Source organism: Streptococcus sp. oral taxon 061 (genome assembly GCF_964211575.1).
Taxonomy (GTDB): domain Bacteria; phylum Bacillota; class Bacilli; order Lactobacillales; family Streptococcaceae; genus Streptococcus.
In genome coordinates, this window is the sequence record NZ_CAXOQQ010000005.1 from 135931 (window position 1) to 153531 (window position 17601).

8 protein-coding genes are annotated in these 17601 nt (G+C 38.8%); all 8 read left to right on the forward strand.

The features are described 5' to 3' along the window. Positions 1 to 83 precede the first annotated feature (83 nt). Positions 84 to 605, forward strand: coding sequence for a bifunctional pyr operon transcriptional regulator/uracil phosphoribosyltransferase PyrR (pyrR, locus tag AB8E63_RS05485; protein WP_368910324.1), 522 nt, complete (start codon positions 84 to 86; stop codon positions 603 to 605). A 17-nt stretch (positions 606 to 622) separates the two neighbouring features. Further along, positions 623 to 1546, forward strand: a complete 924-nt coding sequence (locus tag AB8E63_RS05490) for an aspartate carbamoyltransferase catalytic subunit (RefSeq protein WP_368910325.1) — start codon at positions 623 to 625, stop codon at positions 1544 to 1546. A 49-nt stretch (positions 1547 to 1595) separates the two neighbouring features. Beyond that, positions 1596 to 2675 carry a carbamoyl phosphate synthase small subunit gene (locus AB8E63_RS05495; protein WP_006151564.1) on the forward strand — a complete coding sequence of 360 codons (1080 nt, stop codon included), beginning with the start codon at positions 1596 to 1598 and terminating at the stop codon, positions 2673 to 2675. A 201-nt stretch (positions 2676 to 2876) separates the two neighbouring features. Further along, positions 2877 to 6053, forward strand: coding sequence for a carbamoyl-phosphate synthase large subunit (carB, locus tag AB8E63_RS05500; RefSeq protein WP_368910326.1), 3177 nt, complete (start codon positions 2877 to 2879; stop codon positions 6051 to 6053). Positions 6054 to 6442: 389 nt separating this feature from the next. Beyond that, positions 6443 to 14107, forward strand: coding sequence for an SspB-related isopeptide-forming adhesin (locus AB8E63_RS05505; protein ID WP_368910327.1), 7665 nt, complete (start codon positions 6443 to 6445; stop codon positions 14105 to 14107). Positions 14108 to 14227: 120 nt separating this feature from the next. Then, complete coding sequence (locus AB8E63_RS05510) at positions 14228 to 14332, forward strand: LPXTG cell wall anchor domain-containing protein (RefSeq protein ID WP_368910328.1); 105 nt, start codon at positions 14228 to 14230, stop codon at positions 14330 to 14332. A 149-nt stretch (positions 14333 to 14481) separates the two neighbouring features. Next, positions 14482 to 15189: a glucosamine-6-phosphate deaminase gene (locus tag AB8E63_RS05515; RefSeq protein WP_368910329.1), complete on the forward strand. Its 708-nt coding sequence runs from the start codon at positions 14482 to 14484 to the stop codon at positions 15187 to 15189. A 281-nt stretch (positions 15190 to 15470) separates the two neighbouring features. Then, the coding region (locus AB8E63_RS05520) for an FctA domain-containing protein (RefSeq protein ID WP_368910330.1) at positions 15471 to 17601 on the forward strand (2131 nt) is incomplete at its 3' end.

Here is a 17601-nt window from a genome sequence, read left to right on the forward strand (position 1 = left end):
TATACTGTTTGCAGTATGGCTCGCTTAGTTATACATTCTCAAGTCTCCTTGTCTAAGGAGACTTTTCTTTTTGGAGGTTTGTCATGAAGACAAAAGAAGTTGTAGACGAATTAACCGTCAAGCGAGCAATTACGCGTATCACTTATGAAATCATCGAACGCAACAAAGATTTGAATAAGATCATTTTAGCGGGTATCAAAACACGTGGTGTCTTTATTGCTCACCGTATTCAAGAACGCTTGGAACAATTGGAAAGCATCTCAGTTCCTGTTGTAGAGTTAGATACTAAACCTTTTCGTGACGATGTTAAGAGTGGTGAGGATACTTCATTAATTTCTGTCGATGTGACAGACCGCGAGGTCATCTTGGTGGATGATGTGCTCTATACAGGCCGTACAATCCGTGCTGCTATCGATAACATTGTTGGACATGGTCGTCCAGCGCGCGTGAGTCTTGCGGTACTAGTTGACCGTGGACACAGAGAATTGCCAATTCGTCCCGACTATGTTGGGAAAAATATTCCAACCAGTCGTTCTGAAGAAATCATCGTTGAGATGACAGAACTTGATGGCCAAGATAGAGTTTTGATTACTGAAGAAGCTTAATAGCTAAAGGAGTAGCCATGTCAGAAAATCAACAAGCACTCAAACATGTGGTGTCCATGGAAGATCTCACTGTAGATCAGGTTATAAAATTGATTAAACGAGGGATTGAGTTTAAAAATGGAGCCCAGTTGCCCTACGAAGACCATCCCATTGTTTCCAACCTTTTCTTTGAAAATTCGACAAGAACGCATAAATCCTTCGAAGTTGCAGAGATTAAACTGGGATTGGAACGACTTGACTTTGATGTGAATACAAGCTCGGTAAACAAGGGTGAAACACTCTATGATACAATCTTGACCTTGTCTGCGCTTGGTGTAGATATCTGTGTTATTCGGCACCCAGAGGTTGATTACTACAGGGAATTGATAGCGAGTCCTACAATCACGACTTCAATTATCAACGGAGGCGACGGATCGGGGCAACATCCTAGTCAGAGTCTGCTTGATTTGATGACAATTTACGAAGAATTTGGCCGTTTTGAAGGGCTCAAGGTTGCCATTGCTGGTGACTTGGACCATTCACGTGTTGCCAAGTCCAATATGCAGATTTTGAAACGTTTAGGTGCTGAACTTTACTTTGCAGGACCTGAGGAATGGAGAAGTCAAGAGTTTGCAGATTATGGTCAGTTTGTAACTATTGACGAGATTGTTGACCAGGTAGATGTTCTGATGTTGCTTCGAGTTCAACATGAACGCCACGAAAGTGGAGCAGTCTTCTCAAAAGAAGAGTATCACGCTCAACATGGCTTGAACCAAGAACGCTATAATTGCTTAAAAGAAGAAGCAATCATTATGCATCCGGCTCCTGTTAATCGGGATGTGGAAATTGCTGACCACTTGGTTGAAGCTCCAAAATCACGCATTGTTCAACAAATGACCAATGGAGTATTTGTTCGAATGGCAATCTTAGAATCCGTATTGGCAAGTAGAAAAGCCAAATAATACACAAAACGTTAAAAGACGCCAGTGAGCGTCCACGAGAGGTGAAAATATGACAAAACGACTTCTAGTTTTAGAAGATGGCACAGTTTTTGAAGGTAAGGCCTTCGGTGCAGATATTGATGTAACAGGGGAAATCGTCTTTAATACAGGAATGACAGGATATCAAGAATCCATTACAGACCAATCTTATAATGGACAAATCTTGACCTTCACATATCCACTGGTAGGGAATTATGGAGTTAACCGTGACGACTACGAGTCTATCAGTCCTACTTGTAAGGGAGTTGTGGTTTTCGAAGAGGCTCGTAGAGCCAGCAACTGGCGTAACCAAATGACGCTGGACGAATTCTTGAAAGCTAAGAAAATTCCTGGAATTTCAGGTATTGACACTCGAGCTCTTACAAAGATTATCCGTAAACATGGAACAATGCGTGCAACTTTGACACATGCTGGAGATAGCATGGATCATATCGCAGATCAACTTCAAGCAACTGTTTTGCCAACTGATAATATCAGACAAGTTTCTACAAAGACTGCTTATCCGGCTCCAGGAGTTGGCTTGAGCGTTGTTTTAGTAGACTTCGGTCTTAAACACTCTATTTTACGAGAGCTATCTAAACGTGATTGTAACGTAACTGTAGTTCCATACACAACTACGGCTGAGGAAATCTTGCATTTAAACCCTGACGGAGTTATGTTGTCAAATGGTCCTGGAAATCCAGAAGATGTACCAGAAGCTCTTGAGATGATCCGAGGTATTCTCGGGAAAATTCCAATCTTTGGTATCTGTATGGGTCACCAGCTCTTTGCAATGGCAAATGGTGCTAAGACCTATAAAATGAAGTTTGGTCACCGTGGCTTTAACCATGCTGTTCGTGAAATTGCAACTGGGCGCGTGGATTTCACTAGTCAAAATCATGGTTACGCAGTTAGCCGTGAGGATTTACCAGAGCACTTAATCATCACCCACGAAGAAATCAATGACAAGTCAGTTGAAGGCGTACGTCACAGATATCTACCAGGTTTCTCTGTGCAATTCCACCCAGACGCAGCTCCTGGGCCACATGATGCAAGTTATCTATTTGATGAGTTCATCGAGATGATGGAAGCTTTCAAACAAGCAAACTAAAGACGAGTGAAAAATCGTCGGAGAATTTATTTAATGGCAATCAGAGAGTTGCCGAATAGAAAGGAGAAGGGTAGTTCGTATTTGCTGAACTGAATACGGGCTACGGACGGTGCTAAAAAGATAGTTATTCCTAGAACTAACAGTTCTTCGTCATAACTCCTATTTTAGCTTTGTCCGCTTGACGCCCTTAATATCTTATAAATGCCTAAACGTACTGATATTCAAAAAATTATGGTGATTGGTTCTGGTCCTATTATTATTGGTCAGGCTGCTGAGTTTGACTATGCTGGAACCCAGGCCTGCTTGTCTTTGAAAGAAGAGGGATATGAGGTTGTCTTGGTTAACTCAAATCCTGCAACCATCATGACAGATAAAGAGATCGCAGACAAGGTCTACATCGAACCGATTACACTTGAGTTTGTGACTCGTATTCTCCGTAAGGAACGTCCAGATGCTTTGCTTCCAACTCTTGGAGGGCAAACAGGGCTTAATATGGCCATGGAATTGTCAAAAAATGGTATCTTGGATGAGCTTGGAGTAGAACTTCTCGGGACTAAACTGTCTGCCATCGACCAAGCGGAGGACCGAGATCTCTTTAAACAATTGATGGAAGAACTCAAGCAACCAATTCCAGAATCAGAAATTGTCAACACAGTTGAGGGAGCAGTTGCCTTTGCAGCAACTATTGGCTATCCAGTTATCGTCCGCCCAGCCTTTACTCTAGGTGGTACTGGTGGTGGTATGTGTGCCAATGAGGAAGAATTGCGTGAAATTGCTGAAAATGGTTTGAAGTTGTCACCTGTTACCCAGTGTTTGATTGAACGTTCCATTGCCGGTTTCAAGGAAATTGAGTATGAAGTCATGCGTGACTCAGCTGATAATGCCCTTGTTGTTTGTAACATGGAAAACTTTGACCCTGTTGGAATTCACACAGGGGACTCTATCGTATTTGCCCCTGCGCAAACCATGTCCGACTATGAAAACCAAATGCTTCGTGATGCTAGTTTGAGCATTATTCGCGCTCTCAAGATTGAAGGCGGATGTAACGTTCAGCTTGCGCTTGATCCACACAGCTTTAAGTACTATGTTATCGAAGTAAATCCTCGTGTATCTCGTTCATCAGCCCTTGCTTCTAAGGCGACTGGTTATCCAATCGCTAAATTGGCTGCTAAGATTGCTGTAGGATTGACTTTGGATGAGGTCATTAACCCAGTTACAGGTTCAACTTATGCTATGTTTGAACCAGCGCTTGACTATGTGGTTGCCAAGATTCCACGTTTCCCATTTGATAAATTTGAAAAGGGTGAACGTCGTCTCGGTACCCAGATGAAGGCAACTGGAGAAGTCATGGCCATCGGTCGTAACATCGAGGAATCACTTCTTAAGGCTTGTCGCTCGCTTGAAATTGGAGTTCACCACAATGAAATGCCTGAACTTGCAGAAGTCTCAGATGATGCCTTGATTGAAAAAGTTGTCAAAGCTCAAGATGACCGTCTCTTCTATGTTTCAGAAGCTATTCGTCGTGGTTATACACCAGAAGAGATTGCAGATTTGACTAAGATTGATATCTTCTATCTTGATAAACTCTTGCATATCTTTGAAATTGAGCAAGAATTAGGTTCACATCCACAAGATGTAGACGTCTTAAAAACAGCAAAACTCAATGGTTTCTCAGATCGTAAGATTGCTGAACTCTGGAATACTACAGCTGACCAAGTGCGCCAACTACGTTTGGAAAACAAGATTGTCCCAGTTTACAAGATGGTGGATACTTGTGCAGCAGAGTTTGAATCAGAAACTCCGTACTTCTATTCAACCTATGGTTGGGAAAATGAATCTATCAAGTCTGATAAGGAATCTGTCCTTGTCCTAGGTTCAGGTCCAATCCGTATCGGTCAAGGTGTGGAGTTTGACTACGCAACAGTTCACTCTGTTAAGGCTATTCAAGCCGCTGGATATGAAGCTATCATCATGAACTCAAACCCAGAGACAGTTTCAACAGACTTCTCTGTATCTGATAAACTCTACTTTGAACCATTGACATTCGAAGATGTTATGAATGTTATCGATTTAGAGCAACCAAAAGGTGTTATCGTTCAGTTTGGTGGTCAAACAGCTATCAACCTTGCTGAGCCATTAGCAAAAGCAGGTGTGACTATTCTTGGTACGCAGGTTGCTGACCTTGACCGTGCAGAGGACCGTGACCTTTTTGAGCAAGCCCTCAAAGACTTGGATATTCCACAACCTCCTGGACAAACAGCAACCAATGAAGAAGAAGCAGTACTTGCTGCACGTAAAATTGGTTTCCCAGTTCTCGTTCGCCCTTCATATGTTTTGGGTGGACGCGCTATGGAAATCGTTGAAAATGAAGATGATCTTCGTTCTTACATGCGTACTGCAGTTAAGGCAAGTCCAGACCATCCAGTTCTTGTTGACTCTTATATCGTTGGACAAGAATGTGAAGTTGATGCCATCTCAGACGGACAAAATGTTCTCATTCCAGGTATCATGGAACATATCGAACGTGCTGGTGTCCACTCAGGTGACTCCATGGCTGTTTACCCTCCACAAACCTTGTCTCAAAAGGTGCAAGAAACGATTGCTGATTACACTAAGCGTCTTGCAATCGGCCTCAACTGTCTTGGGATGATGAACATCCAGTTTGTTATCAAGGATGAGAAAGTCTTCGTTATTGAAGTAAATCCGCGTGCTAGCCGTACCGTACCATTCCTTTCAAAAGTAACCAATATCCCTATGGCACAGGTAGCGACTAAGTTGATTCTTGGTCAAAGTCTCGAAGAACTTGGTTACCAAGATGGACTTTACCCTGAAAGCACACGAGTTCATATCAAGGCACCAGTCTTCTCCTTTACCAAACTAGCTAAGGTAGACAGCCTTCTTGGTCCTGAAATGAAGTCAACAGGAGAAGTTATGGGATCAGATACGACTCTTGAAAAAGCTCTCTATAAAGCTTTTGAAGCTTCATATCTCCACTTGCCAACCTTTGGGAATGTTGTCTTTACCATTGCTGATGATGCAAAAGAAGAAGCTTTGGATTTGGCTCGTCGTTTCCAAAATATTGGTTACGGAATTCTTGCAACTGCAGGAACAGCGGAGTTCTTTGCAAGTCATGGATTGCAAGCCCAACTCGTTGGTAAGATTGGTGATGATGAACACGATATCCCAAGCTACGTCCGCAAAGGAAAAATTCAAGCTATCATCAACACTGTTGGTACCAAACGGACAGCCGATGAGGACGGAGAGCAAATCAGACGTTCAGCTATCGAACATGGAGTTCCTCTCTTTACAGCTTTGGATACAGCAGATGCCATGCTAAAAGTATTAGAAAGTAGAAGTTTTGTTACAGAAGCTATCTAAATAAAAAAATGATTCTCGTAAGGGAATCATTTTTTATTTTATGAAAATGATAATATTTTCACAATCATTAAAATGTAATCAAAATGAAATGCTAAGTAATAAAATTATAATAAATAATGAGAGAGTTGACTAAAAAACCATAAATAATGGGAACTAAATCCCTATGCATATAAATATATATAATGAATATTTTTATTTTTAAAAAAACCTAAAAACCAATAAAGAAAACGTTTTCCTGAGCACATAATTCTTTGAACTATTTAAATTCTTATGATAAGATGAAGATGCTAAACAAGTTGGAAAAAATGTGTATTTAATAACCAAAAATATTAAAACATCAAATTGTTTCTGACTAATAGTAAAAATATAAAAAAGGAGAACTTATCCAAATGATAAGAAAAGAACAACAACGCTTCTCTTTGCGGAAATATAAGGTAGGTGTTGCATCCGTATTTTTGGGAACAACCCTTAGCTTTATGTTAGCAAATGGTGGTGCGGTAAAAGCTTCTGAACTTCCTACGCAACCAAGTTCTGAAGAAAAAACAGAGTTGGTGAAAAAGGATAGTGTCAGCGAGGATTCCTCTAAAAAGGAACAGAATGTTGTAGAAAATGCTGCAACAACTGTGCTTGCTGAGACAAACAAGGTTGAAGAAGGAAAAGCAGCTTCTGAGGCTAAAACAGAAGAAGCTAAATCTGAACCAGTTTCTTCAGAAAAAGCAGAAGAAGTAAAACCTGCTTCAACTGAGACTGAGGTTGCTAATAAGGAAAATGCTAAGCCGGTTGAAAAAGCTGAAGAAACTAAGCCAGCTGTTTCAGAAGGTGATAAACCTAAAGTTCGTAATCGTCGTGCTGCTACAGAAGAAGTTGTATCTGGAGACCATAACTCTAAACCAATTGCTGTAACTACTTACCTAAAGGATGGTGAAGTTGCTACACCTAATATGACAGATTCAAATGGTGCAAGTGTTCGTTCTCAAACGGTACCAGCTGGTTACTCAGCTAAAGAAGGAGATTGGTACACATACGCTATCTGGGATTTAACTAGATTCAATGAACGTTATGGTACAAAATACTATGCTCGTGCCTATAAGAGATTTGATGAATCTACAGATACAACTGTTGATTTAATCGATAAAACGACTGGTACTGTAGTTGAAACAAGAACAATTACTGCCTCTAGTGGTGTTCAAAAATTCACTACTACCACAGCTGCGTCTAATAGTCAATTAACCTTCCAAGTGGATTATAAAGCAGGTACTGCTGAAAAAGGTAAAACTACTCAACCATTTATTCAAAATGGTTATGAAGTTGGAAAGAGTATAACAGATTTAGTGGCTGCTGGACACCAATTGACACCTGCAGAGCAAACACTTTATACTGCGGTTTATAATGCTCGTACTACAACAGATGTTATAAACGTTGTTGAACCAGCTTACAATGGCCGTACAATTACTGATTCAAACGCTAAAATACCAGAAACAATTAATAAAACAACTTACTATAAAGTAGTTGATAAAAATAACCCTACTTTCAACGCTAATAAAACGGATAAAACTGTTCAAGATTATAAAGAAAATGGTAATGAAGTAGACTTAGCTAGATATACACTTAAAGCTGAAGAAGGACAAAGATTCACAGCATCTGGTGAGCGCCAATTTGATGGATATAAATTGTATCAAAGAGCTAATGCAAATGATCAATCAGGCTTTGTAAATCGTCCTTATACTATCGGTTCTAAATTCATGGATGCGGAGCGATACGGTATCAAACGTATCAAAGAAGTTGTTGGAGAAGACGGTTCGGTAGTTATTCGTGTTTACTTATTAGATCCAAGACAACAAAGCAAGCGTTCTGATGGTTCATTAAGTACTGATGGCTATATGTTGCTTGCAGAAACGAAACCTATTAAACCAGGTGAACATAACACACAAGAATTAGTTGTCAAGAAATCACCTCTTAATACAATTGCATACACTGGTTCTGATGGAGTTAACCATCCAAATGGTAAAGAAATCACATTTGACTTCCAAAAAGCTGCAGGATATACTCCATATAAAACAGTATTCGTACCATTCTTAGGAGACGGGATTGGACACGGTTCAGCTAACGCACAATTAGAACGTGGAGTTGGTGGTATCGGTACAAACGTTGACTTGCTTAACTCTTTGACACCGTATAAACAGCCTATTTACTACTATGTAAAACAAGAGCCAGCTGAAGTAATTCCTGAAGTTGAAAAACAATTGGAAGGACGTGCACTTGTTGATGGTGAATTTACTTTCAAATTAACAGAAGATAAGAGTAGTCCTGATAAGCACGAAGAGACTGTTACCAACAAGGATGGAAAAGCTACATTCAGCAAGCTGACCTTCAATAAAGCTGGTACTTATAAATACAAAATCACTGAACAAAAGGGTTCTGATACAGACGTTGACTACGATGCAATGACTGTTACCATGACAGTTACTGTAACTGAAAATTCTAAAGGTAACTTAGAAGCAACTGTTAAATACAGTGCTGAAGGTGGATTCAAATCAAGTGATGATGATAAGGTCTTCAACAACTATGTGGTAGCACCAGTAAAAGTTAAATTTGACTTCACGAAGAAATTGGCTGGACGTGAACTTAAAGACGGAGAATTCAACTTTGTTCTTAAAGATTCAAGAGGTCAAGAAGTTGAAACTGTTGCCAACAAAAAAGATGGTACAGTGACATTTACTGAATTGTCATTCGACAATACGAAAATTGGTACACATACCTATACTGTAGAAGAAGTTATTCCAACAACGAAAGAAGTTGGTATGACTTACGATACGATGAAGGCAACTATTACAGTTAAGGTTGCTAAGAACGGTCATACACTTACTACAGTAACAAGCCTATCATCAACTGGTGGTGTAGATGATAACGGAGCATCAACTGATGGTACTGAAGATAAAGTATTCAACAACAAGATTACTCCTCCAGAAACACCTGAATTCCAACCAGAAAAATTCGTACTTAACAAAGAAAAATTTGACATCATTGGTACAAAACTCGTTGACGACGATCATGAGTTGACAAATGAGTACACAGATACAAATGCTGATCCTTACGCAGATAAGACTGACAACAACGAAGCAGAAAATATTAATACTAAGACAGTTGAACGTGGGGATAAATTAGTTTATCAAGTATGGTTAGATACTAGAAACTTCTCAGAGAAGAATAATATCCAATCTGTTGGTATCTCTGATACTTATGACGCTGAAAAAGTAACAGTTAATGCTGCTGATATTAAGGCATACGATAGTGTAACTGGCCAAGATGTAACTGCTAAGTTTGACATTAAAGTTGAAAATGGCGTAATCACAGCAACTTCTAAAGCTTCTATGAACAAGTCTTTAGGTGATGCGGATAATACTCAAGTTATCGACACAACTAAATTTGAATTTGGTCGCTACTATAAATTTGATATCCCAGCCACTGTCAAAGCAGATGTTAAGGCAGGAGCTGATATTGAAAATAAGGCCAACCAAATCGTTCATGTCTACAACCCAGTAAGCAAATCTGTAGAAACACCTGAAAAACCAACTCAGAAACGTGTCAACTCTGTACCAGTTACAGTTGATCTCAAGTTCACTAAGAAATTGGAAGGCCGTACTCTAGCAGCTGGTGAATTTAGCTTTGTTCTTAAGAAAGACAATGTTGCAGTTGAAACTGTTAAGAATGATAAAGATGGTAAGATTACCTTTAAGACACTTAAGTTTGGTAAAGATGATCTTGGTAAGACCTACACTTATACTGTTTCAGAGGTTGCAGGTACTGATACAACAGTAACTTACGACGATATGGTTGCAACAGTTACAGTGAAGGTAGCCCATGATGGTACTGCTAAGGCAATTGTAGCAACTGTGACTGACGCTCCAGATAAAGAGTTCAATAATACTGTGACTCCTCCAGAAGAGCCTAAGTTCCAACCAGAGAAATACGTTGTAACTGAAGAGAAATTCTCAATTACTGATAACAAGCTTCTCGATGATGATGCAGAGTTAACAGACAAGTACGGAGATACTAATAAAGATCCATACGTAGACGTAACTTCAAATAACGAAGCAGAAAACTTGAATACCAAGACTGTTAAACCTGGTGCGAAATTGGTTTACCAAGTATGGCTTGATACAACTAAGTTCGACGCAGACAACAAGGATAACATCCAAACAGTAAGTATTTCTGATGACTTCGATGAAACGAAAGTTGATGTAGATTCTACTAAGATCAAAGCTTACGACTCAGTAACTGGTGACGATGTAACAAACAAATTCGACATCAAGGTTGAAAATGGTGTAATGACCGCAACGCTTAAAGCTGGCTTCACTAAGTCACTTGGAGACGCAGATGATACACAAATCATCGACACAATTAAATTCGCCTTTGGTCGCTACTATAAATTCGATATCCCAGCCACTGTTAAAACAGACGTTAAAGGTGGAGTAGACATCGAAAATACAGCAGCGCAAATTGTAAACTACTACAACCCATCTACGAAGAAAGTTGAAAAACCAGAAAAACCAACTGAAAAACGTGTCAATTCAGTTCCAATTGAAGTCGAATTCAACTTCACTAAGAAACTCGAAGGCCGTGAGTTGAAAGCTGGTGAATTCAGCTTCGTATTGAAAGCAGAAGATGGAACACCGATCGAAACAGTTCAGAACGATAAAGATGGTAAGGTGAAATTCGCTAAACTTGAATTCACTAAAGCTCAAGTTGGAACTCATAAGTACACTGTAGAGGAAGTTAAAGGATCTGATGCGACAGTCACTTACGACTCTATGAAGGCTGAAATCACAGTAGAAGTTAAATACGATGGTACAGCTAAAGCACTTGTGAAGACACTAACTGACGCTCCAGATACAGAGTTCAATAACACTGTGACTCCTCCAGAAGAGCCTAAGTTCCAACCAGAGAAGTATGTATTGGATACAGCTAAGTTCTCAATTACTGATAACAAGCTTCTCGATGATGATGCAGAGTTGACTGATAAATATGGTGAAACAAATACAGATCCATATGTAGATGGAACTTCAAATAACGAAGCAGAAAACTTGAATACTAAGACTGTGAAACCTGGTGCGAAATTGGTTTACCAAGTATGGCTTGATACAACTAAGTTCGACGCAGACAACAAGGATAACATCCAAACAGTAAGTATTTCTGATGACTTCGATGAAACGAAAGTTGATGTAGATTCTACTAAGATCAAAGCTTACGACTCAGTAACTGGTGACGATGTAACAAACAAATTCGACATTAAGGTTGAAAATGGTGTGATGACCGCAACTCTTAAAGCTGGCTTCACTAAGTCACTTGGAGACGCAGACAATACACAAATCATCGACACAACTAAATTCGAGTTTGGTCGCTACTATAAATTCGATATTCCAGCCACTGTTAAAACGGACGTTAAAGGTGGAGTAGACATCGAAAATACAGCAGCGCAAATTGTAAACTACTACAACCCATCTACGAAGAAAGTTGAAAAACCAGAAAAACCAACTGAAAAACGTGTTAACTCAGTTCCAATTGAAGTCGAATTCAACTTCACTAAGAAACTCGAAGGCCGTGAGTTGAAAGCTGGTGAGTTCAGCTTCGTATTGAAAGACTCTAAAGGTACTGAAATCGAAACAGTTCAGAACGATAAAGATGGTAAGGTGAAATTCGCTAAACTTGAATTCACTAAAGCTCAAGTTGGAACTCATAAGTACACCGTAGAAGAAGTTAAAGGATCTGACGCTACAGTCACTTACGATACCATGAAGGCTGAAATCACAGTAGAAGTTGAACACGATGGAAAATCTAAAGCACTTGTGAAGACACTAACTGACGCTCCAGATAAAGAGTTCAATAACACTGTGACTCCTCCGGAAGAACCTAAGTTCCAACCAGAGAAGTATGTATTGGATACAGCTAAGTTCTCAATTACTGATAACAAGCTTCTCGATGATGATTCTGAGTTGACAGACAAGTACGGAGATACCAATAAAGATCCATACGCAGATAAGACTGACAACAACGAAGCAGAAAACTTGAATACTAAGACTGTTAAGCGTGGAGCTAAGCTCTACTACCAAGTATGGCTTGATACTACTAAGTTCGATGCAAACAACAAGGATAACATCCAATCAGTAAGTATTTCTGATGACTTCGATGAAACGAAGGTTGATGTAGACGCTTCAGCTATCAAGGCTTACGATTCAGTAACTGGCGCGGATGTGACTGATAAGTTCGACATTAAGGTTGAAAATGGTGTGATGACCGCAACTCTTAAAGCTGGTTTCACCAAGTCACTTGGAGACGCAGACAATACACAAATCATCGACACAACTAAATTCGAGTTTGGTCGCTACTATAAATTCGATATTCCAGCCACTGTTAAAACGGACGTTAAAGGTGGAGTAGACATCGAAAATACAGCAGCGCAAATTGTAAACTACTACAACCCATCTACGAAGAAAGTTGAAAATCCAGAAAAACCAACTGAAAAACGTGTTAACTCAGTTCCAATTGAAGTCGAATTCAACTTCACTAAGAAACTCGAAGGCCGTGAGTTGAAAGCTGGCGAGTTTAGCTTCGTATTGAAAGACTCTAAAGGTACTGAAATCGAAACAGTTCAGAACGACAAAGACGGAAACGTTAAGTTCAAAGCCATTGAGTACAAGAAAGGCGAAGAAGGCACTTACAAGTACACAATTGAAGAAGTTAAAGGATCTGATGCGACAGTCACTTACGACTCTATGAAGGCTGAAATCACAGTAGAAGTTGAACACGATGGAAAAGCTAAAGCACTTGTGAAGACAGTGACAGACGCTCCAGACAAAGAGTTCAATAACACTGTGACTCCTCCAGAAACTCCTGAGTTTAACCCAGAGAAATACATTCTTAACGAAGAGAAATTTGACATTACTGGAACTAAACTTTTGGATGATGATAAAGAGTTGACTGATAAAGTAGCTGATACCAACAAAGATCCATATGCGGACAAAGTTGATAATAATGAAGCGCAAAATATCAATACTCAAACACTCCATAAAGGTGATAAGGTTGTTTACCAAGTATGGTTGGATACAACTAAATTTACAGAAGCTCACAATATTCAATCTGTTGGAATTACAGATAAATATGACAGTGAAAACTTGGATGTTAATGTAGCTGATATTAAAGCTTACGATTCAGTAACTGGTGAAGATGTAACCGCTAAGTTTGATATCTCAATTGTGGATGGTGTCATTACTGCTACATCTAAGGCTGAATTGACTAAGTCACTTGGAGATGCAGAGAATACACAAGTAATCGACACTGCTAAATTAGCATTTGGACGTTACTACAAGTTTGATATTCTTGCACGAATCAAGGATACTGCTAAGGAAGGTGTAGATATTGAAAATACAGCTTCTCAAATCGTTCACCAATACGATCCAACTAAGAAATCAGTTGAAAAACCAGAAAAACCAACTGAAAAACGTGTTGTAAATATTCCAGTTAAAGTTGAATTCAACTTCACTAAGAAATTGGAAGGCCGTGCACTGAAGGCTGGCGAGTTTACTTTTGTACTCAAAGACAAGGATGGAAATGTGATTGAAACTGTAAGCAATGATGCTGAAGGTAAGATCAAGTTCTCAGCTCTTGAATTCAAACGTGGTCAAGAAGGTACTTATATTTATCATGTAGAAGAAGTGAAAGGTACAGAAGCTGGTGTTGAGTACGATAAGATGGTAGCGACTGTTGGAGTTACTGTAACTAAGGATGGTAAAGTGTTGACTCTTACTTCACAAATGCCTGAAGATACTGAGTTTAACAACAAGGTAACACCGCCAACACCACCAACACCACCAACACCACCGACACCACCAACACCACCAACACCACCAGTAACCCCACCAACTCCTGAAAAACCTAAAGGTCGTGAGTTGCCAAATACTGGTGAGCAATCTAAAGTTGGATTAGTTGCTCTAGGTGCAGCCCTTGGTCTAGTAGGACTTGGTTTAATTGCAAAACCAAAAAGACGTGAAGACTAAGATTGAGATGACATCAGTATTTTGGTGTTGAAATAGCAATTTTAGCTCTAACATAAAAGGCTTTGCTCGAAAGAGCAGGGCCTTTTTATCATTTTTGGATGAACTATTTATTAATAATCATTGCCGAATACTGCTTCAGTTGAACAATCATTCTTGACATATTTAGCACTTGTAGGTTTAACTACTGCAGGTTATGCTTTGTCAAGAAAGAAAAGAGAAGACTAATTCAGTCTGAAAGTTTAAAAAGAGAAGACTAGTTAAGTCTTCTTTTTTTCTTAACTTTATCCTATAAAATTTAAAATATTAAACCGTTTACACTTGACAAAAATTGGTCTATACCATATAATGAAATAAAGAAATATGGAGGAACAATTATGAAAGTTATTCAAGTAAAAAATCCTGAAGAAGGTGGAAAAGTAGCTTTTGAAATTTTAAAAGAAAAGTTAGCAAACGGTGCTCAAACATTAGGACTTGCGACAGGTAGCAGTCCGCTTGAATTTTATGGAGAAATCGTTAAGAGTGACCTTGATTTTTCAAATCTTACAAGTGTTAACTTGGACGAATATGTAGGACTTGATGGAGAGAACCCTCAATCTTATCGTTACTTTATGCAAGAAAATCTATTCAATAAAAAGCCATTCAAAGAAAGCTTTTTACCGCGTGGAGTCAAAGATAATGCAGAAGAAGAAGTAGAACGCTATAACCAAATTCTTGCAGATCATCCAGTTGATTTGCAAATATTGGGAATTGGTCGAAACGGTCACATTGGCTTTAATGAACCAGGCACACCATTTGATAGTCAAACTCATCTTGTAGATCTTGATCAGTCAACTATTGAAGCAAATGCTCGCTTCTTTGATAAGATTGAAGATGTACCTACACAAGCTATCTCAATGGGAATTAAAAATATTCTAGATGCAAAATCTATTCTTCTCTTTGCTTATGGTGAATCTAAGGCAGAAGCTATCGCTGGAACTGTTGAAGGTCCAGTTACTGAAAGTCTTCCAGCAAGTAGTTTGCAAAACCATCCAGATGTAACCATTATTGCGGATGCAGAAGCACTTAGTTTATTAAAGAAATAGTTCTCATAAAAATGAAAACCATTCGAAAATTTTCGGATGGTTTTTGTAACTTTATGAAAATTAGTGTATATGAAAAAAATAAAAATATAAGAAAAACGTACATTATGACTCGAAAACTTATAATTGTAAAGAAATAAAATAATTATATTTGTAATTTATTAAAAATATGGGCTTCTGAGCCTCGATTTCATTGACTTTTAAGTTGAAATTTAGTACTATTATCTTGGATTATTTAATAATTCAAGATATTTTAAAAAAATAGGGAAAGAAGGAAATATTTAATGGTGAAAAAGATTAAGAAAAAGCCGTTTATAATATTTTTTGTATCAGTTCTGACCTTCCTGAGTGCATTGTTCTTATCGACCAATGTCGCTTATGCGGATGGGAAAGAATTAACGGGTGTAGTAACTGATATAAGTGTCCTCAATATGTCGGATTCCAAATTGGAACCGAATAGTGACGGTACTTATCAGATTATTACCAATCGTTCAAATCAGTTCTTTGTTCAATTTGACCTCAAGCAATATGATGGTAAATTGGCCAATGGCGATTACTTTGATGTAGATATTCCTACACCGGTAACTGTCTACAATGGAACGACTGAATTGTTCGATAAGGAAACAAAAGTTAATATCGGTACAGTAGTTGTTACTGCTAATGGTGATAACCAAGGTGGTAAAGCACGTGTTACTTTGAAGAACCTTGATGAGTTCCAAGCTAAAACAGGCGGGGATACCGTTAAAGGCGTGAAAGGAAATTATGCAATTACTTTCTTGTTCAAGAGTGACCAAACAGCAACACCACTAACTTTTGAAAACAAGGGTGTTGGTAAAACAATCACACATACCTTTACATCTAAGACAGTTGACAGCAAGCAAGAAGGCTTCGAAAACTTTGCTAAGGTTGGTAACGATGTAGTAAGTAAAGAATGGACTTCAGCAAAGTTAGCAGCAATTGGTTCAGTAGGTAAAGGTGACGTATACTCTCCATGGAGAATTCGTGTCAATACTGGAAGACAAGACTATGGTAAAAACTTAGTTTTGAATGACTTCCTTCCAAATACATCTGAATTTGCTCCTATCCAGTATATCCCAGAGTCATTGGTAGTTTATTCTTCTGCTACATTGAACGATGGTAGTTCTCAAGTTCCGGATGATGCTAAGAAGATGGTAGAAGGTACTGACTATACTGTAGCTTGGAATGAGAACTATACTCAGTTCAGTCTTATCTTTGCAGATGGTTCTAAATCATACTGGGTTGAGTATCATACAACTACACCTGGTGATGGTAGAAAAGTTCAAAACGTTATCCAGTTGACTACAGCAGATGGAACTGCACTTCCTTTCCGCAGTAATCGCACAAATTTAGAATTCAAAGCTGAACGTGTATCTCTTGTAAAAGGACAAATCGAAGCTTCTACAGCCTTCAAGATTAAGATCAACAAGACAAATGCTTTCACATTGGTTCCAGTTGCAGGTGCGGTTTACACAGTTAAGTCAGAAGATGGGACTATCTCTACAGAATTGACTACAAATGAAAAAGGTGTGGCAATCTCTGATGAGTTTGATCAAAAATATGTTGGTAAGACATTCATCATCAAAGAAAAGACAGCTCCTGCTGGATATACTCTTGATGAAAAAGAATATAAGGTAGTTCTTGGAGCCGAAGGTTCTAAGATTAACCTTCAAGACGAACCAATCGCAGCAGATTTCTCAATTACTGCTAAGAAAGTAATTGCTGGAAATCGTCCAGTAGCCTTGAAAGATGGTGAGTTCAAGTTTGATTTGTACAATGCAAACAACTTGACTACTCCAATTGCTTCAACAACAAACAAAGCAGATGGAAGCATCACATTTGAAGGTTTGAAAGCTAAAGGTCCTGGTACCTACAACTATGTCATCAAAGAAAATACTGAAACAAAAGTTCCTGGTATCACATTTGATGAAAACTCATACGAAGTAACAGTTGTTGTCAAAGCTGAAGGTGGAACACTTAAAGCTGAGGTTACAACTCAAACACCTACTTTAACAAATACATATGAGCCATCACCTGCTCGTGCTACATTCAAAGCAACTAAAGAATTGGTTGGTAAAGAACTTGCTAAAGAACAATTTGAGTTTGAATTGAGCGAAGGTGGAAAAGTCATTGCAACATCATCAAACGGTAAGACAGTTAATGGTGTTGAAGCAGCAACAAATGAAGTAATCTTCTCAGTTCTCTATACTGAAGCTGGAGACCACGAATATAAAATTACAGAAAAAGCTGGTTCAGTAGCAGGAGTTACATACTCAACTGAAAGTTATACAATCCATGTCTCAGTAGTAGATAATGGCGAAGGTAAACTCGTAGCTACTGTTACAGAAGCAAATGAAGCTCGTAAGTTTACAAACACTTACACTACAACAACAGAGG